The sequence below is a fragment of the Neoluteolibacter marinus genome, from assembly GCF_014904755.1.
GTDB lineage: Bacteria > Verrucomicrobiota > Verrucomicrobiia > Verrucomicrobiales > Akkermansiaceae > Haloferula > Haloferula marina.
This window is the reverse complement of the sequence record NZ_JACZFQ010000095.1, coordinates 148,529-166,806: the sequence shown is the minus strand read 5'-3', so window position 1 is coordinate 166,806 and position 18,278 is coordinate 148,529. Positions and strand designations below refer to the sequence as shown.

The following is an 18,278-nucleotide window of genomic DNA, read 5'->3' as shown; positions in this document are numbered from 1 at the left end:
GTTTGGAAAGGGTCAGCGGGTGGAGGCGTTTGGCAGGGCATCGACGTGGCTCGAAAGCACCTTTCCGGTGAAGCGGTTCGGTGCCTCGTAATCACCGGCCGCCGAGCGGTCGTCGTAGCCGATACTAAGCGGGTCGATGGGCTGCTTCCGCAGCAAGCCGGGCGACGCGCGGCGGATCGGTTCCGCGCCGCCCACCGCCAGCGTCATGTGATCGGCATCGAGGGTGGCGACCAGTTCCACCTTGCCGCTCACCGGATGGCCGGCGATGAGCCGGCTCACCTTGCCGCCGATCCGGACGTCGAAGGCAGGGCGACCATCGACGAAGTGGAGGGCGTAGCCGCACTGGTTGCCGCCTTGGGCGATCACCACCCCGGCGGGTTTCTTGCCGCGGATGCTGGCCGTGATGCGCAGGGGCTTGTTCGCGACCTCCGGGCTGTCGGCGATCGCTTTCGTGGCGAAAGGATCGGCACCGACCTTGCGGGCCCAGGCCTCCCACTCGCCCACCAGTTGGCGAAGGATCTCAGGGTGTTCCTTGGCGAGATCCTTGGTTTCCGAGCGGTCGGATTTCAGGTTGTAGAGTTCCCAGCGGACTTCCTCGGGCTGGCGCTTGCCCCACACGATCTTCCAGTCGCCCTTGCGGTAGCCGCGGGCGTCCTGATGCTCGGTTGGCAGCCCGCGTTCCGCGAGGCCTTCGCCGCGGGCGGCGGGCAGGAGCGAAACCCCGGAGACCGGCTTGATGTCGTGGCCGGCGCGGGTCTTCGGGTAGGCGACACCGGTCGCGGCGCACACGGTCGGCACGATGTCCATCACGTGACCCGGGTCCGCGACATAGCCGGGACGCGGACCGAGACCCGCGGGCCAATGGACGATGAACGGCGAGGAAATGCCGCCTTCGTGGCAGAAGTGCTTGTACATCCCGAGCGGCGTGTTGCAGAGCATCGCCCAGGCGGAGCCATAGGAGCTGTGGCCGTGGTCCTGTCCCATCTCGGCAAGCTGGTCGCCGGTGTGGAGGATCGTCTCGCCCTTGCGGGACGGGCCGTCGAAACCAAAGGGCCCCCACTCGTAGCACGCCCCGTTGTCGCTAAGGAAGAAGATCAGCGTGTTGTCGAGTTCGCCGTGCTGCCGGAGGTCACCGACGATCCGGCCGATGCCCTGGTCAACGTGTTCGACCATCGCGGCGAAAGTGGCCATGCGGCGGGCCAGGTCCTCGCGCCGGTCGGCGGGCAGGGAGTCCCAGGCGGGATTCGGTTGGCCGGAGTAGCCGTTGGCGATGTCTGCCCGGTCCACGGGCACCTGGGAGCGGGGCGGGAGCGGGTTGTCGGCGGGAACCAGCCCGAGCTTCTTCTGACGCTCCAGCCGCTCGACCCGGAGAACATCCCAGCCCTTGCGATAGGTCGCCATGTGGCGGTCGATGTCCTCCTTCGGTGCCTGGACCGGGAAGTGCGGGGACGAGTGGGAGAGGAAGAGGAACCAGGGCTTCCCCCTGTGGTCGCCGCTCCGGGCTTCGCGGAGAAACTCCAGGGCGTAGTCGTTGAAGACGTCGGTGGCGTAGTATTTCCCGCGGGGCCGTTCGATCTCCGGGCTGGTGCCCGCGGGCAGGCGGACGTAGGCGCCGGGATCCCATTGGTTCTCCGAATGGGCGAGGAAATTCCGGTAGCCGTAGTAGTTCTGGATCCCCCGTTCCATCGGGCCGGGGACTCCCAGGTGCCACTTGCCGATCATCCAGGTGCTGTAACCCGAATCGCCGAGGATTTCACCCAGCGTGGCGGTATCGGGGAGCAGGTGGCCGCTGTAGGCGGGGCCGGCATCTTCCCGCGGTCGGGCGGTGGTGAACGAGCCGATCCCCGCCTCGTGGGGGTGCAGGCCCGTGAAAAGCGAGGCGCGCGAGGGACAGCAGCGGGCCGAGTTGTAGAAGGCCGAGAATTTCGCGCCGCCTTCCGCGAGCTTGTCGATGTTCGGGGTCTGGATCTCGGAGCCGTAGCAGGAGAGATCCGAGAAACCGAGGTCGTCCGCGAGGATCAGCAGCACGTTCGGCCGTGAGGCGGCCGGCGCGGCGGCGGCCAACAGGCTGAGGGTAGGGAGCAGGACCCGCAGCTTGAATCGCCGGGAGGGGCCCGCGGGCTGACGGGGAGTGGAGATTGGTGAAGTAAACCGCATTCACCCAAGCTATATCACCACGCGCCCGGGTGTTACCGCGCGGCTGGATTTTCCTCCGGTTCGCGACCCGTCAGCGCGCCTCGGTGATCACCCGGATCTCGTCGACCGACTCCCCGGCGTTGAACTTGACGGTAATGGTGCGGCGATCCTCGGACAGGGCGAGGGAATCGGACAGGGTCAGCGGACCCGTCTCCAGACCGCGCATGCGGTGGGGCTCCGAGGTGTTGGGTAGCCGCGCGGCGGACGCGATCCGGTCGCTCCGGTCCAACTTGCGGGCGGAGGTGATGATGCCGAGAATCGGGCGGTCGAAGGTCACTGATCCCTCGAAGCTCACGAAGACACCGTATTCAAGCTGGCCGACGGGGTTGTAGCGCAGCCGGAAGCAGCGCGCGCGTTTGCCGTTGCCGCCGGCGATCTCGCCGGGGCCGTGCAGAGGCAATTCGTCCACGTCACCGTACCGGCCGGGCGAGGTGATGTCGGCGGCCAGGCGGTCGGGAAGGAGGAACGACCTGCGCTCGGGGATGACGATGACATGGTCGTCATCCTCGTAGTCCGCCACTTTCCTCGGCGTGTCGGGCGGGGCCGGGATGACCTCGCCCGTGGTGGCGAGGATACCCGAGGTCAGCGGCCAGGTCCGGCGGAACGGGGTGGTTTCAAAGGCGAGCTCTTCAAAAGCCTTGCTGCGGGTCGCACGCACGGCCATGCCCTCGGGCAAGGTGCGCAATTCACTGCCGACCGAAACCTCGACCTCTCCTTCCAGCACCAGGAAATCGGCATCGCCGGCTTCGCTCGCGGAGACGCCGAAGGTGGTGCCGAGATCGGTCAGGGTCGCCGACCGGGTGCTGACGCGGAAGCCGTGCGCGGACTCCGGACACCAGGCGTTGAGGTTGCCCGACTCGAGCTCGATCTCGTCCGCCGAGGCGACGCGGAACTTCGCCGGGCCCTCGACGGCGACCACGGCCCCGTTCTCGAACTCCAACTGCATCAGGCCCGATTCCAGGCGGATCTCCCTCCCGGCGGGGATCTCCTCGCTGCGGGCGTTTGTGCCGCTTGTCTCGGAGAGCCGGGTCGCAACGGCCACCGCAGGGGCAGCCGTCCCGGCCGGTGAACGCAGGGCGAGGGGGATCGCGGCGAGGGCGAGGCATGCGGTCATTGCCATGGCGATCTTGCGGAGTTTCTGGCGGCGGATCCGGCGGCGGACGAGATTGGGGAAATCCTGCTCCGGCTCGTCCCCGACCTGGCGGAGGTGGGTCGAGAGGGCGGCGGCGAAGCGATCGTCCGCATAGGCCGGATTTTCCCGGCAGAGCGCCCCCGAGACCATCAGGTGCCGCTGGAGTTCCAGGATCAGGCCGGGATCCGACTGGAGCATCGCGAGGAGTGCTGCGTAACCGGCAGCATCGAGCTCGCCGTCGAGCAACTCGGTGCAAAGGTCTTCGAAAGTGGATTCGGAGCCGTTCACGGGAAGGATTCAGGTGGCTTCCCGGACTTGGCGGGTCGCCAGGCATTCGGCAAGGGACTTGCGGGCGGTGAAAAGGGTCTTGCGGACGGCCACCGCGCTCATCTCGAGGTCCTCGCCGATCTCCGAGGCGTTGCGATCACGGAAATAGCGCGCATCGATGATCTTCCGGGTCCGGTCGGTCAGCTTCTCCAGGCAATGACGCAGCGCTTCGTGGCGCAATTCGGCATCCTGCAGCCCGCCGGGCTCGAGGTGGACCGGGGTCGCTTCCAGCAGCAGGCTGGTCAGGTTCTCGTCGAGCAGGCGCTGCCGCCGGCCGGTTTTCGAGAGCTCGTTCATCACCACGTTCCGGGCGATCCGGCGCAACCATGGCCGGGCGTTGTCCGGGTGATCGAGGTCACTCCACTTGCGGTAGGCCACGAGGAACACCTCCTGGGCAAGGTCATCGACCCAGGCGTGGTTCACTCCCAGGGAACGGATGAAAAAGCGCAGGCTCGAGTGCTGGTCGCGGACCACCTCGTCAAAGTCGATGCGCGCCGGACTTGGTTTGCGCGGATGTTCCGGAAGCTGACTGCTCATGGGGTGATTCGGAATCTGTAGGGGCTCGGGTTGCGGCGTGCAAAAGGGGATTTGGCGGCAATCCCGGGTGTTGCCGGATTTCCGTGCGCAAAGTCCTGATACCTGGGGTGGCTACAAGTGGTGGAGAAATGCACGTATGCCGCAGAATTCGCCTTGCGCGCATCGCAGAGGGAGTGAATGCTCACGCCGAAACGTTACAAACCTGAGCAACAAACTAAGGTAATGCTTCCCGAGCACGCTCCATTTTCGCCCGATCAACGCCGCAGCGTGGAAATCGCGTTGGCTGGCCTCGATGCGTCCCAGCGCTTCTGGCTCGCCGGCTTCTTGTCCGCGGGGAATGCCCCCGCCGCCGCCGTGGCAGTGCCGGCCGCCGCGACGGCGTTGACCGTCCTTTACGGCACGGAATCGGGCAATGCTGAAAAGCTCGCCGACCTGTCCGCGAAGATCGCCAAGAAGAAGGGTTTCAAGGCGTCGGTGAAGAACATGTCGGAGATCACGCCGGCGAATCTCGCCAAGGTGGACAACCTGCTGGTCATCGTCAGCACCTGGGGCGAGGGCGACCCGCCGGAAAGCGCGACCTCGTTCTACAATGAGATCATGACTGGTGTGGCCGTCGATTTGAAGAAGCTCAGCTTCTCGGTTTGCGCGCTTGGCGACACGTCGTATGAGCGCTTCTGCCAGGTCGGCAAGGATCTGGATGCACGCCTGGAGCAACTCGGCGGCCGGCGGATTTCGCCGCGCCAGGATTGCGATGTCGATTTCGAGGAACCCCACGCCCAGTGGCTGGAAGCCGCGCTGGCCGCCTTCGGTCCGTCGGCATCCGCGACCGTCCAGGTGAGCGGGCCCGCTGCCGCGGCGGCGACCACCGAATTCGGGAAGAAGAATCCTTATCCCTCCGAATTGCTGGAGAAGGTCCTGCTCAACGGCAAGGGAACCTCGAAGGAAACCTGGCACTATGAACTGGGGCTCGATGGCTCAGGTCTCAGCTACGAGCCGGGCGATGCGCTCGCCGTGGTGCCGGTGAACCCGCCCGACGTGATCGACGGCATCCTCAAGGCCGCCAAGCTCAACGGCAGCGAAACCGTCGAGGTGAAGGGAGTCGGCGCCAAGCTGCTGGCCGACGCCCTGCGCGAGGACTACGACATCACCGCCTTGTCGCGGGCGGTCCTGACCAAGCTGCAGAATTTCGCCGGCTGCAAGAAGCTCGCGGCCCTGCTGGCCGACGATGCCAAGGACCAGCTCAAGGACTACCAGTGGGGACGCTGGATCGCCGATGCGATCCGCGACTTTGCACCGAGCGGACTGGCGCCGGCGGATCTCGCGTCGATCTTCCGCAAGCTGCCGCCGCGTCTCTACTCGATCGCTTCCAGCCCGCTCGCGCATCCGGACGAGGTCCACCTGACCGTGGCCTCCGTGCGCTACCAGGCCCACGGCATGCAGCGGAAGGGGATCGCCTCGACCTACCTCGCCGACCTCGTGGAGAAGGGCGGGCGGGTGCCGGTCTACACGCACCAGAACAAGAACTTCCGCCTACCCGCCTCCGGCGACACGCCGATCATCATGGTCGGTCCCGGCACCGGGGTGGCACCGTTCCGCGCCTTCGTCGAGCACCGCGCGGCGTTGGGACAGGGGGGCAAGAGCTGGATGTTCTTCGGCGACCAGCACTACACCTACGACTTCCTCTACCAGACCGAGTGGCAGGAACATCTCAAGGAGGGCGCGCTGACCAAGCTCGACGTCGCTTTCTCGCGCGACCAGCCGGAGAAGGTCTACGTTCAGGACCGCATGCGCGAGCGTGCGAAGGAGCTCTACGGATGGCTCCAGGAAGGTGCCCACTTCTATGTCTGCGGCGACGCCTCCCGGATGGCAGCCGACGTCCACGAGGCGCTGGTCTCCGTCGCCGAATCCCAGGGTGCCTTGTCCCGCGAGGCGGCCGAGGCCTACATCGATGACCTCAAGAAGTCCAAGCGCTACCAGCGCGACGTGTACTGAGGAAGCTCCAATCATTTAAGTTCGAAGTTCCAATTTTCCAGAGACATGAGTGAGAAAAAGCTCTCCGCCAACGAAGGCATCAAGACCCGCTCGAACTACCTGCGCGGGACGATCGAGGAAGGCCTCGCCGACCTGTCCACCGGCTCGATGTCGGAGGACGACCAACAGCTGTTGAAGTTCCACGGCACCTACCAGCAGGACGATCGCGACCTGCGCAATGACCGCCGCAAGCACCGCTTGGAAAAGGCCTACTCGTTCATGATCCGCATCCGCGTGCCCGGTGGCGTCGCCACCCCGCAGCAGTGGATCGAGACGGACCGCCTCGCGACCCAGTTTGCCAACGGCACGATCAAGCTGACCACCCGCCAGGCCTTCCAATTCCACGGCATCATCAAGACCAACCTGAAGCGCACGATCAAGGAGATCAACGATGCGGCCATGGACACCATCGCGGCCTGCGGCGACGTGAACCGCAACGTGATGTGCAATCCGAACCCGCACCTGTCCTCGGTCCACGCCGAGGTCTTGAAGGCGGCTCAGGACATCTCCACGCACCTCACCCCGGCGACCCGCGCCTACCACGAGATCTGGCTCGACGGCGAGAAGATCAAAACCTCCGAGGAGGAGCAGGAACCGATCTACGGCAAGACCTACCTGCCGCGGAAGTTCAAGATCACCATCGCCGTGCCGCCTAGCAACGACGTCGACATTTTCGCCAACTGCCTGTCGTTCATTGCCATCGTCGAGGGCGGCAAGCTGGCCGGCTACAACGTCGCCGTCGGCGGCGGCATGGGTTCGACCCACGGCAACGAGGCGACCTATCCGCGGATCGCCGACGTGATCGGCTTCTGCACCCCGGAGCAGGTCGTGGACGTCGCCGAGAAGGTGGTGCTGGTGCAGCGCGACTTCGGTGACCGCACCGACCGCAAGCACTCGCGTTTCAAATACACCGTCGACGACCACGGCCCGGAGTGGATCCTCGCCAAGCTCAACGAATACCTCGGCTACGAGCTCGGTCCGGTGCGTGACTACAAGTTCACCGACAACGGCGACCGCTTCGGCTGGGTCGAGGACGAGAAGGGCAACTTCCACTACACGCTGTTCGTCGAGGGCGGGCGGGTGCTCGACACCCCGGCTTATCCGATGCGCACCGGATTACTGGAGATCGCGAAGATCCACGACGGCGACTTCCGCCTGACCGCCAACCAGAACCTGATGATCGCCAACGTCTCCGCCAAGAAGCGCGCGGAGGTCGAGGCGCTGCTCGAGAAGTACGGCATGGCCCGTAGCCACGAACGCAGCGCCCTGCGCCTTTCGTCGATCGCCTGCGTCGCCCTGCCGACCTGCGGCCTGGCACTGGCCGAGGCCGAACGCCACCTGCCGACGGTCATCACCGACCTCGAGGAGGAACTGGAGAATGTCGGCCTCCGCCACGACGCGATCACGATCCGTATGACCGGCTGCCCGAACGGCTGCGGCCGCCCGTTCATCTCGGAGATCGGCTTCGTCGGCCGCGGCCCGGACCGCTACAACCTCTACCTCGGCGGCGGCCATGCCGGCCAGCGGCTGAGCAAGCTTTACCGCCAGGACATCCACTCGCACGAGATCCGCGACACGCTCGCGCCGATCTTCCAACGCTACGCAAAGGAAAGAAATGAAGGCGAACACTTTGGAGATTTCGTCATCCGCGCCGGATACGTCGCGGCCACCGTCCAGGGAGGCGACTTCCACAAGAACATCAAGGAAGACGCCATCCGCAACTGAACCCGGCCCGTCGCGGCCCGTTCGACCCATGCCAGAAGCACCCGTCAGCTTGGACTCGGAAACACTGTCCGGCGAACTCGCCCGCCTCAAGGCCGGCGAGCGGTTGAAGCTGTTGCACCGGCGCTACGGCAAGCGCCTGGTCGCATCGACCAGCTTCGGCCTGCAGGCGGGCGTGATGCTCAAGCTCATCGCCGACCACGCGCCGGAGATCCCGGTGGTGTTCATCGACACCGGCTACCATTTCCCGGAGACCTATCAGTATGCGGAGGAGCTGACCAAACTCCTGGGCACCGACCTGCGCGTCTATCAGCCGACCCACTCCGCCGCCCGCATGGAGGCGCTGTTCGGCAAGCTGTGGGAGCAGGGCAGGGAAGGCGCAGACAAATACGGCGTGCTCACCAAGATCGAGCCGATGGACCGCGCGTTGCGGGAACTGGGGGCCGATGTCTGGCTCAGCGGTGTCCGCCGCAGCCAGTCGAGCACGCGGGTCGAGCGCCCCTTTGCCGAGCAGCAGAAGAAGACGCTGAAGGTCTACCCGATCCTCGACTGGGCCGATGCCCAGGTTTCCGTCTACATGCACGATCACGGCTTGCCGCCCCACCCGTTGGCGTCCCAGGGTTACGTCACCATGGGCGACTGGCACAGCACGCGGCCGGCCGTCGACGGGCTCGACGCGGAAGCCACCCGCTTCAACGGCGAGAAATACGAGTGCGGCCTGCACCTGGAATCGGAGAACACCGACTTCCAGATCTGAGGTCCAGCGCCCGGGACCACAACTTCCACCTCCAGAACATCATGATCGCAGACTCCATGGTTGCCACCATCGGCAACACCCCGCTCATCCGCTTGAACAAGCTCACCGAAGGCCTCGATGCCGAGGTCCTCGTCAAAGCCGAGTTCTTCAACCCGCTGTTCAGCGTGAAGGACCGCATCGGCAAGTCGATGGTCGAGGCCGCTGAAAAGGACGGCCGCCTCAAGCCCGGCGGGCTGATCATCGAGCCGACCTCGGGCAACACCGGCATCGCGCTCGCCTTCGTCGCCCGCTCCAAGGGCTACCGCTGCATCCTGACCATGCCGGAGAGCATGTCGATCGAGCGCCGCGTGCTGCTGCGCCTGCTTGGCGCCGAGATCGTCCTGACCCCGCGGGCACGCGGCATGGGTGGCGCGATCGCGATGGCGAAGAAGCTGCTCGAGGAGAATCCCGGTTCCTTCGGCCCCGGCCAGTTCGACAACCCGGCCAACCCGCAGGTCCACCGCGAGACGACCGCCGAGGAGATCTGGCGCGACACCGAGGGCAAGATCGATGCCTTCGTCGCCGGCGTCGGCACCGGTGGCACCATCACCGGGGTCTCGGAAGTCATCAAGTCGCGCAACCCGGAGATGAAGACCTTCGCCGTCGAACCGGTGGCCAGCCCGGTGATTTCCGGCGGCCAGCCGGGTCCCCACATGATCCAGGGCATCGGAGCCGGCTTCATCCCTGGCAACCTCAACGTCGACATCATCGACGAGGTCATCCAGGTCTCGAACGAGGACGCGTTCGCCACCGCCCAGGCGCTCAACCAGCAGGAAGGCCTTCCGGCCGGCATCTCCACCGGCGCCAACGTCTGGTCGGCGTTGCAGGTCGCCAAGCGGCCCGAGTTCAAGGGCAAGCGCATCGTCACCGTCGGTTGCTCCTCGACCGAACGCTACCTTTCGACGCTGCTGGCCGAGAAGGTTCGCGAGGAGGTCACAAGCCTGCCGGTGGCCGATATCTGAACCGACCGCCTGTTTTGCAAGCGTTCCGTCCGGTCCGGGCGGAACGCTTTTTTGTGTCCGCGACTCCCGGGCGGCCGGTGCGTTCGGGTTGCGGTGCTTCCGAGAAGATGGAAGACTCGCCGTCCAACCGAATGCCCATGCTCGCCCGCTTTGTTCTGCTCATCCTGGTTCTCACGTTCGGCTTTGCCCGCGCGGAAGACAAAGGGGCGTCCCTCGACGGGATGGTGATGTGCGGCTATCAGGGCTGGTTCCGGTGTCCCGATGACGGCAGCGGCGAGGGCTGGTTCCACTACGCGGGCGGCGGCAAGTTCGAACCCGGAAACGCGGGGATCGAGATCTGGCCGGACGTGAGCGAGCTGAGCCCGGGCGAAAGGTTTTCCACCCCGTTCCGGCACGAGGACGGGACCGCCGCGGAAGTGTTCAGCTCGGTCAACGGGGACACGGTGCGGCGCCACTTCCGGTGGATGCGTGAATATGGGATCGACGGCGCTTTCGTGCAGCGGTTCGCGACGACCGCCAGGGATCCGCGGAAGCGGAGTTCGATGGACCAGGTGCTGGCCCACTGCATCGCTGCGGCCAATGGCGAAGGCCGGAAGTGGGTGCTGATGTATGATCTCTCGGGGCTCAAGGCCGGGGAGTTTCCCAGCGTTCCGGAAGACTGGAAGCGGCTCCGAGCCACGGGGCCGATGTCGAAGAATGATCCTGCCTGGCTGCAGTACCGGGGCAAGCCGCTGGTTGCCTTGTGGGGACTCGGTTTCAACGACCGGCCACCCGCATTGGCGGAGTGGGAGACCTTGATCCGCTTCTTCCGCGAACAGGGCTGCGCGGTGATGCTGGGGGTCCCGTGCTACTGGCGCAGCCTCGAGCGGGACGCGATTGCCGATCCGGAACTCCACCGCCTTGTCGCCCTTGCCGACCTGATCAGCCCGTGGTCGGTCGGTCGCTTCGCCACCCCTAAGGAAGCGGAGGACCGGGTGGAGAAGCTCCTGAAGCCCGACCTCGCCTGGTGCCGCGAGCGGGGCATCGGCTACCTGCCGGTGGCCTTTCCCGGCTTCAGTTGGACGAACCTCCAGAAGGGGCGGGGCATCGAGGCGAAGTTCGATGCCATCCCGCGGCTCGGCGGGCGTTTCCTCTGGAGCCAAGCCGTCGCGGCGCAGAAGGCGGGGGTGAGGTCGCTCTATATCGCGATGTTCGATGAGATGGACGAGGCGACGGCGATTTTCAAGACGACCCAGGACCCGCCTACGGGTGCCAGCCGCTTCCTGCGCGAACCCGGGGTTGAGCCGGATCACTACCTCTGGCTGACCGGGGAAATCGGACGGCTACTGCGCGGAGAGCGGCCCGACACGACATTTCCTGTCCGCTGAGGCCCTGGTGTGGCGGTTCTTGCTGGATTGCGCCGCTCGTCGTGGCAGCGTCGCGCGCATGTCGAAACGCCTTGCCGGCCTTCTGCTGCCTGCCTTCACCCCGCGTCGCGAAGGCGACCTCGGAATCGGCGACACCCGATCGATGCGGCGGTGGATCGACCACTGTGCCGCGGGCGGCATCGGCTTCCTCCAGCTTCTGCCGCTCAACGAGACCGGTTCGGACGACAGTCCCTACAATGCCATCTCGTCGGTGGCGCTGGAACCGCTCTACCTGACCTGCGAGCCCCACGAGATTCCCGGGCTCGTGGAGAGCGACGTCGAGGAGGCTCGCGAGGTGCTCGGTGAGAACGTCACGGCGGTACGGGTGAACTATCCGGCGGTGCGGCGGGCGAAGCGAGGGCTGTTAGAGAAGGCATGGGCACGCTTCCATGCCGGACCGGGTGATGTCGGCTTCTACCGCTTCAAGCGCGAGGAGGCGGCATGGCTGGAGAACTACTGCATTTATCGTTGGTTGATGGATCAGGCGGGCGGCACCGAGGCGTGGGACTGGTGGCCCGAGGATTGGCAGACGGTGGAGGGGGCAATGGCGCACCTCCGGCAAGCCCGGGAATCGAATGCCGCGCTGGTCGCGGAGCGGCTCGATTTCTATGCCTGGGTCCAGTGGATCTGCTTCCGGCAATGGAATGCCGTGCGCGCCCACGCCGACCATCGCGGCGTCCAGCTCATGGGCGACATCCCGATCGGGGTCAGCCGCTATTCAGCCGACGTGTTCTTCAACCGCGACGACTTCGACCTGAAGCACTGCGGCGGGGCACCACCGGAGACGATGTTCAAACACGACCTGTTCATCCAGAAGTGGGGGCAGAACTGGGGCATTCCGCTTTACCGGTGGGGCAAGATGGAGGACGAGGGCTTCCCGTGGTGGCGGCAGCGCGTCTCGAAGCTCACCGACATTTTCCACATCTTCCGCATCGACCACATCCTCGGCTTCTACCGCATCTATTCCTTCCCCTGGCAGCCGCAGCGCAATGCGGATTTCCTGGACCTGACCAAGAAGCAGGCAGCGAAGCTCACCGGCGGCGAACTCCCGGGCTGGAATCCCCGGCCCGATGACACCGAGAAGAACCAGGCACTGAACCGCGATGACGGCGACACTCGCCTGCGCATGGTGGTCGAGGCCGCGGGTCCGTCTGCAGTCGTCGGCGAGGACCTCGGCTGTGTCCCCGATTATGTCCGCCCGCACCTGGCGTCGCTGGACATCGCCGGATTCCGGGTGCCCCACTGGGACACCGATGAGGACGGCAAGGTGATCCCGCCGGAGGAGCTGCCCGAGTGTTCCTTCGCGACGTTCGCGACGCACGATCACGATTCGATCCCGGCGATGTGGGCGGAGTTCCGCAGGATCGCCGCCGATCCCGAGGAAGAAGCGGAGGCCCGGGAGGGGGCCGAGTGGAACCTGAAAACGATGGCGGATTTCGCCGGGATCGACGCGGACCAGCCCTATGGCGATGAGGTGAGGGACGGATTGATCGGTGCCCTGATGGAAAGCCGCTCCCGCTATGCGGCGGTGATGATCACCGACATCTTCGATCTGACCGACCGCATCAACTCGCCGGGAACGGTGGGGCCGCACAACTGGAGCTTCCGCTTGCCGGTGGAACTCGAGGCGCAGGCCGCGGACGTGGTGGCGGGGCTCAAGCCCGTGCTCATTCGTTCGCAGCGGGTCTGACCGCGAGGTGCTCGAGCACCCGGCCCGCGGCCAGCATGCCGAAGACCGCGGTGACGTGGGTGGCAGTGCCGTAGCCGGCGTCGCAGCGCAGGCCGGCAGGCAGGTCGTCGGGCCGCTCGTGGCTGACGCCGCCGTCGCAGGTGGGGAAGAGCGGCGGCTCGTCGGAGAACACGGCCTCGATGCCGAACTTGCGGATCTTCTCGCCGGCGCGGGCCTTGGGGAAACCGTGGTCGTCGCGCAGCCGCTTGCGGGTGGCCATCAGCAGGGCGTCGTCGCGGGTGCGGGCCAGGTCGGCGACGGCGATGCGGGTGACATCGCGCCGGCCGCCGGCACCGCCGCAGGCAATCACCGGCACACCGCGCTCGCGGCAGGTGGCGAGCAGCACGCACTTGGCGCGGACCGCGTCGATGGCGTCGACCACGTGGTCGAAGCCGGTGTCGAGGAACTCGCCGACGTTGCGGTCGGAGAGGAACTCCTGGCGCTCGATGACCTGGATCTCCGGCTGGATGGCGCGCAGGCGCCCGGCCATCACGCCGACCTTCGGCTTGCCGTAGGTGCCGTCCAGCGCGTGGATCTGGCGGTTGGTGTTGGTGACGCAGAGGTCATCGGCATCGATCAGGGTCAGCTTGCCGATGCCAGAGCGGGCCAGGCATTCGGCGGTCCAGCAGCCGACGCCGCCGACTCCCACGATGCCGACGTGGGCGCGGCGGAAGCGCCCCAGGGCAGGGATGCCATAGAGCCGGCCGATGCCGGAAAAGCGGTCGAGGTAAGGATCGTTCACGGGCCGACGAGGTGCTAACTGCCGTCGCGCGCCGGTGCAAGGGCCGTCGAAGTCAGACTCCGAGCAAATGCATGCGCATGTTGTGCAGGATCTCGGCGCAGCGTTCGGCGTCGCCCCCCGCGACCTCGGCCGTCGCCCAGCCGGTGTAGCCGGTTTCACGCAGCGCGCGGCGGACATCCGGCCAGTCGACATCGCCGGCACCGATCTTGGAGAACCCGGCCTTCACGCCCCAGTCCTTGCAATCGAGCTTCACGATCCGCTTGCCGAGGGTGCGGATCCAGTCGGCGGGCTTGCCGAAGCGCTGGTGGTTGCCGATGTCGAAGTAGGAGCCGACCCAGGGCGAATTGATCTCGTCGAGGTAGGACGCGAGCAGCCCGGCGGATTGCTCCGCGCCGCCCTTTTCCTGGTAGAACATCCGGTTCCAGACGTTCTCGATCAGGATGTGGATGCCCAGTTCGGCCGCCAGTGGCAGGGCCTTGCGGATCTCAACGATCGAGCGCTCGCAGGCCTCGTCGTGGCTGGTCTTGGCATCGACCACGCCGGGCACCAGCAGCACTGCCGAGCCGCCGACGCGGTGGCTTTCGCGGATGGCGGTGAGAAGACCCTGCAGGCCCTCCTCGCGGACGTCGGGCGAGGGGTCAGAAAGACGGGTTTTCCAGTGGATCGAATCGACCACGCCGTGGATCGGCAGGCCGGTGGCGCGCGAGGCGGCGAGGGCTTCCTCCTTGTCCTGGCCGCCCGGGGAATCGAGCTCCACGCCGTCGTAGCCGAGCTCCTTGAGGATGCGGAACTTTTCTTCGAGGTTCTTGCCGAAGCTGGCCATGCCGCACTTCAGCGCCAGCTTGATGGGCAGTGCGGGCTCCTGCGCGGCGGACTGGCCGCGCAGCGTCAGGGGAGCGGAGGCGGCGGCGAGGGTGGTGAGGAAATGGCGGCGTTGCACGGCGCTTCTACGGACCTATTGGTCAATAAGTTCCATGAAAAGTGACGAGATTATCCAAAATATCGCCGGATCAGGGCCAGGATCCCGCTGAGCAGCAGGCTGGCGAGCAGGCAGGTGACGACCGGGAAATAGAAGCCGCCGCGTTCGCCTTCGACCCGGATGTCGCCGGGCAGGCGGCCGATCCACGACAGCCAGCCGCGGCCGCCGCCAAACCACAGCAGGGCCCCGACGACCGCCAAGCAGAGCCCGGCGACGACCAGCAGGCGTCCGGCATGTTCCATGGCCTCACTTTCACGCGAAGGCCGCGCGCAGCAAGTCGAGACTCTTGGGAATGGCGGTCAACGGATTCTCCTTGCCCTCGAATTCGAGCGAGACGTAGCCGCGGAAACCGGCGTCCTTGAGGATCCCGGCGATCCGCGGGTAGTCGAGGTCGAGGGTGTACCAGACGCCGCCGCCGAAGTAGGTCTTGGCCTGCAGCAGCACCGTGTCGGGTGCCAGCTGGGCCAGCCGCGCGTAGGGATCCTCGAGGAAGTTGCCGGTGTCGAGGGTGACGCGCAGCCAGGGCGAATCGATGGCATCGACGACCCGCTTCACGCCTTCGGGAGTCACGCCGAGTCCCCAGTGGTTCTCCAGCCCGAGGATCACGCCGCACCTTTCGGCAACCGGAAGGATCTTGCGGTAGGACTCGATCACCCAGCCATAGGCGTCTTCCTCGGTGTAGCCTTCGAGCGGTTCCTCGATGCCCCGCTTGGCCATCAGGTCATCGAAGTCCTTGGAAGTGCCCCAGGTGCCGGAGTTGACCCGCATGGTGGGGATGCCGAGTGCGTAGGCCTGCTCGATGCAGTCGATCGTGTGCTGAATCTGGGCGTCGCGCTTTTCCTTCTCGGGCGAGAGGAAGCCCTGGTGGGTGGAGTAGCCCATCAGGTCGAGGCCGTTGACGAAGGCGTGGCGCTTGATTTTCTGGAGCTCGCTGTTGTCGGTTGAGACGAGCTGGCGCTGCAGGACCTCGAAGCCATCGAAGCCCATCCGTGCGGCGTGGTCGAGGCAGGTGGGAATGTCGCGCAGCTCCTCGCGGCGGAAGCCCCAGAAGGAGTAGGACGAGACGCCGATGCGGTTGGGCCGGCTCGTTGCGGGGGCGGTGGCATCGGCCGAGTGGAGCAGCGTCGGGGCACCGGCCAGGGTGCCGGTGGCGAGGAATTGGCGGCGGTTCATGAGCGGAGCTTGGCGGCGGCGGGGTCGACCGGGAAGGCAGTTTTGCCCTGCGATTGTGAGAAATCCGCCAAGGGATGAGTCACATCCAAGCAGCTTGCCGGATCCCGGGTACCTTGTCGCGAATCGGGCGCGGGGCTTCGGCTCAAAGTGCTCCGCGAGTGGACGCGCTGATTTCCTCCGACTCGATCACCGTGGTGCCGGCCTTTGCAGCCAAGGCCGACTCTAACAGAGTCTCGGCGATTGCGACCGCTGGCACCACCCGGTAGCGCTTTGGAACCAGGGGTCGAACGAGATTGAGGAGGACTTTCGAGAGTGTCTCGGCGGGCCGGGACTCATTGCGCTCGCCGCCGATCACGGACGGCCGGACAAGGGTGAGGGAGGCATAACCGAGGGCGGCGAGATCCCGCTCAACTTCGCCCTTGGTGCGCAGGTAGAAATTGCCCGAGTCGGCATTGGCTCCGAGCGAAGAGTTCAGGGCGAAGGCGGTTGCGCCGCGATCCCTTGCCAGTCGCCCACAGGCGAGGGGATAAGTGTGATCGACCTTGCGGAAGGCCTCCTGCGAGCCTGCTTTGCCGATGGTCGTGCCGAGGGTGCAGATCACCGCATCCACCGCCCACCACGGCGCGTCGGCGGGAAGTTGGTCGAAATCGATCACGGGATTCTCCAGTTTCGATCGGGCGGGCAATGCCTTCCGGGTCGGCGCGACGACGAGGTTCACCCGCGGATCGGCCAAGGCGAGATGCAGCACTTCCTGCCCGACCAGTCCGCTGGCTCCGATCAACATCAGTTTCGACATCTCCGGGGAGCAAAGCCGCGAATCTCCGGTCGGCAACCCGATAGTCCTAAGGTCCGATTTCCGGACCGGGCTGGATCGACATGAAGAAGGGTTCGGTCTCGTTCCAGCGATGGAAGTCTGCAAGGTCGGTATGAACGCGCCCGCGGAGCGGATCCATGTAGCGGATTTCCCCGTTTCCGAGTTCCAGAACCGCGATGAAGTGACCCGCCCGGATGCTCCCGGTGCCCATGATCCCGGGAAGGTCCAAGGGATCGGGCAGCCCCTTGGGGGCGAGGAACCGCACGCGATACCCACGTCGACGCAAGGCCCGGGCGAGATGCCAGGCTTCGGTGCCGCTGTCGGAGGTCCAGGCTTCTTCCGCGAGGTCGCGCTCGGTGACCTCGGTGTCGCCGAGTTCCCGCAAGATGCTGGCGGCCGCCGCGGGACCGCAGGTGACGACCGAGGTCTGGATGCACGCACCGTCCCGCCACTCGTCCCGGAGACTCGAGGTGTCGAGCTTGTGGAGCACCGGCTTGAGGAAGGGGATCGCCAGCAGGAAGACTCCGGCCGCGGTGGGCAGGGGTTTCAGAAGTTTCGGCAACAAGCTCCGCCACACCCCGCAGGCGAGTCCGAACAAGGACAGGAAGCCCTCGCTGAAGGCAAGCGATCGCAGCTGGTAGAGCAGTGGCGGCTCCGGCAGGAAGTGGAGATAGTAGAACGCGAACCAGAGCCCCGGCAGGCATGGCAGCAGCGTCAGGACACCGAGTAAAATCCGGGGCTTCCTCCCGACGGTTTCGGCCCCCTTCCACCCGAGCAGGTGGAGGACGATGAACAGGGCGAGCACCAGTCCGAGGACGACCAGTGCGCTCATGCGTTGAGGAAACCGGTCAGCGGGCTGGTCGCGGAAGCCGCGTCCGAGGGCTCGGGCAGGCCGAGTTCGTAGGCCTCGCGTCCGGCCTCGACCGCCTTTTTGAAGGCGATGGCCATCCGCACGGGATCCGCGGCGATGGCGATCGCGGTGTTGATCAATACGGCATCGGCGCCGAGCTCCATTGCCTCCGCGGCGTGGCTCGGGGCACCGAGACCGGCGTCGACGACGACCGGCACGATCGCCTGCTCGACGATGATCCGGATCTGGTCGCGGGTGGCGACACCCCGGTTGGAACCGATGGGAGCGCCCAGCGGCATCACCGTCGCGGTGCCGGCTTCCTGCAGTCGCTTGGCCAGCACCGGGTCGGCGTTGATGTAAGGCAGCACCGTGAAGCCTTCCTTCACCAGGATCTCGGCGGCCTTGAGGGTCTCGATCGGGTCGGGGAGGAGGTAGGTCGGATCCGGATGAATCTCGAGTTTCACCCACTTCGGCAAGCCGGCCGCAGCGGCGAGGCGGGCGAGGCGCACCGCTTCTTCGGCATTCATCGCGCCACTGGTGTTAGGCAGCAGGAGATATTTTTCGGGATCGATGTAATCGAGAATGTTCGCGTAGGGATCGGAAGTGCCCGTCAAATCGGCGCGGCGCAGGGCCACGGTGACGATCTCGGTTCCGGACGCGGCGAGCGCGTCGCGCATCGACTCGTTCGATGAGAATTTCCCGGTCCCCGTGAAGAGGCGGGAGTTGAATTCGCGGCCGGCGATGACAAGCGTCTGGGACATCCGCGGCGAACTGTAGGAAAGCGGCCCCCGCATGCAAGCGGCGTGTCGGTCGTGAGTGTTCCTGCGAGCCCAACGCATCGTCCGGGCAACAAAAAAGCCGCGGGGAGCACCCGCGGCTTCC

16 protein-coding genes are annotated in these 18,278 nt (G+C 66.0%); 6 read left to right on the top strand and 10 right to left on the bottom strand.

Translation table 11 applies throughout. The features are described 5' to 3' along the window. Positions 1-12: 12 nt before the first annotated feature. The 3 genes from IG178_RS18390 to IG178_RS18380 form a co-directional block, all read right to left on the bottom strand. Positions 13-2,064: an arylsulfatase gene (locus IG178_RS18390; protein ID WP_226895560.1), complete on the bottom strand. Its 2,052-nt coding sequence runs from the start codon at positions 2,062-2,064 to the stop codon at positions 13-15. Between the two features lie 163 nt (positions 2,065-2,227). Continuing rightward, entirely contained in the window at positions 2,228-3,616 is a 1,389-nt protein-coding gene (locus IG178_RS18385) for a FecR domain-containing protein (protein WP_193214037.1), read from the bottom strand. Between the two features lie 9 nt (positions 3,617-3,625). Beyond that, positions 3,626-4,192: a sigma-70 family RNA polymerase sigma factor gene (locus IG178_RS18380; protein ID WP_193214036.1), complete on the bottom strand. Its 567-nt coding sequence runs from the start codon at positions 4,190-4,192 to the stop codon at positions 3,626-3,628. A gap of 222 nt (positions 4,193-4,414) precedes the next feature. On the opposite strand from IG178_RS18380, the gene IG178_RS18375 reads away from it, so the two are divergent. The 6 genes from IG178_RS18375 to IG178_RS18350 all read left to right on the top strand — a co-directional run bounded on the left by IG178_RS18375 (position 4,415) and on the right by IG178_RS18350 (position 12,799). Beyond that, entirely contained in the window at positions 4,415-6,184 is a 1,770-nt protein-coding gene (locus tag IG178_RS18375; RefSeq protein ID WP_193214035.1) for an assimilatory sulfite reductase (NADPH) flavoprotein subunit, read from the top strand. Between the two features lie 45 nt (positions 6,185-6,229). Further along, a complete protein-coding gene (locus IG178_RS18370; RefSeq protein ID WP_193214034.1) occupies positions 6,230-7,948 on the top strand; it encodes an NADPH-dependent assimilatory sulfite reductase hemoprotein subunit in 1,719 nt (572 codons plus the stop codon). 28 nt (positions 7,949-7,976) lie between these two features. Continuing rightward, the gene (locus tag IG178_RS18365; RefSeq protein ID WP_193214033.1) at positions 7,977-8,702 is read left to right on the top strand and encodes a phosphoadenylyl-sulfate reductase; all 726 of its coding nucleotides are present in this window, start codon (positions 7,977-7,979) and stop codon (positions 8,700-8,702) included. Positions 8,703-8,743: 41 nt separating this feature from the next. Continuing rightward, a complete protein-coding gene (gene cysK, locus IG178_RS18360) occupies positions 8,744-9,703 on the top strand; it encodes a cysteine synthase A (protein WP_226895559.1) in 960 nt (319 codons plus the stop codon). Between the two features lie 137 nt (positions 9,704-9,840). Continuing rightward, positions 9,841-11,070 (top strand): glycoside hydrolase family 99 protein, encoded by a 1,230-nt coding sequence (locus IG178_RS18355; RefSeq protein WP_193214032.1) that lies wholly within the window; start codon positions 9,841-9,843, stop codon positions 11,068-11,070. A 58-nt stretch (positions 11,071-11,128) separates the two neighbouring features. Continuing rightward, positions 11,129-12,799 carry a 4-alpha-glucanotransferase gene (locus tag IG178_RS18350; protein ID WP_193214031.1) on the top strand — a complete coding sequence of 557 codons (1,671 nt, stop codon included), beginning with the start codon at positions 11,129-11,131 and terminating at the stop codon, positions 12,797-12,799. On the opposite strand, the gene IG178_RS18345 is transcribed toward IG178_RS18350, so the two are convergent. The 7 genes from IG178_RS18345 to IG178_RS18315 form a co-directional block, all read right to left on the bottom strand. Next, the gene (locus IG178_RS18345) at positions 12,777-13,580 is read right to left on the bottom strand and encodes a ThiF family adenylyltransferase (protein WP_193214088.1); all 804 of its coding nucleotides are present in this window, start codon (positions 13,578-13,580) and stop codon (positions 12,777-12,779) included. The two genes, IG178_RS18350 and IG178_RS18345, sit on opposite strands and share 23 nt — an antisense overlap. A gap of 52 nt (positions 13,581-13,632) precedes the next feature. Further along, on the bottom strand, positions 13,633-14,520 hold the full coding sequence (locus IG178_RS18340; RefSeq protein WP_343226012.1) for a sugar phosphate isomerase/epimerase family protein: 888 nt from the start codon (positions 14,518-14,520) through the stop codon (positions 13,633-13,635). 50 nt (positions 14,521-14,570) lie between these two features. Beyond that, complete coding sequence (locus IG178_RS18335) at positions 14,571-14,801, bottom strand: DUF2905 domain-containing protein (RefSeq protein WP_193214030.1); 231 nt, start codon at positions 14,799-14,801, stop codon at positions 14,571-14,573. Positions 14,802-14,811: 10 nt separating this feature from the next. Continuing rightward, complete coding sequence (locus tag IG178_RS18330; RefSeq protein WP_193214029.1) at positions 14,812-15,732, bottom strand: sugar phosphate isomerase/epimerase family protein; 921 nt, start codon at positions 15,730-15,732, stop codon at positions 14,812-14,814. A 142-nt stretch (positions 15,733-15,874) separates the two neighbouring features. Next, positions 15,875-16,528, bottom strand: a complete 654-nt coding sequence (locus IG178_RS18325) for a Rossmann-fold NAD(P)-binding domain-containing protein (RefSeq protein ID WP_193214028.1) — start codon at positions 16,526-16,528, stop codon at positions 15,875-15,877. A 46-nt stretch (positions 16,529-16,574) separates the two neighbouring features. Next, complete coding sequence (locus tag IG178_RS18320; RefSeq protein ID WP_193214027.1) at positions 16,575-17,378, bottom strand: cysteine peptidase family C39 domain-containing protein; 804 nt, start codon at positions 17,376-17,378, stop codon at positions 16,575-16,577. Next, the gene (locus IG178_RS18315) at positions 17,375-18,157 is read right to left on the bottom strand and encodes a thiazole synthase (RefSeq protein WP_193214026.1); all 783 of its coding nucleotides are present in this window, start codon (positions 18,155-18,157) and stop codon (positions 17,375-17,377) included. The genes IG178_RS18320 and IG178_RS18315 overlap by 4 nt, the downstream gene beginning before the upstream one ends. Positions 18,158-18,278 lie beyond the last annotated feature (121 nt).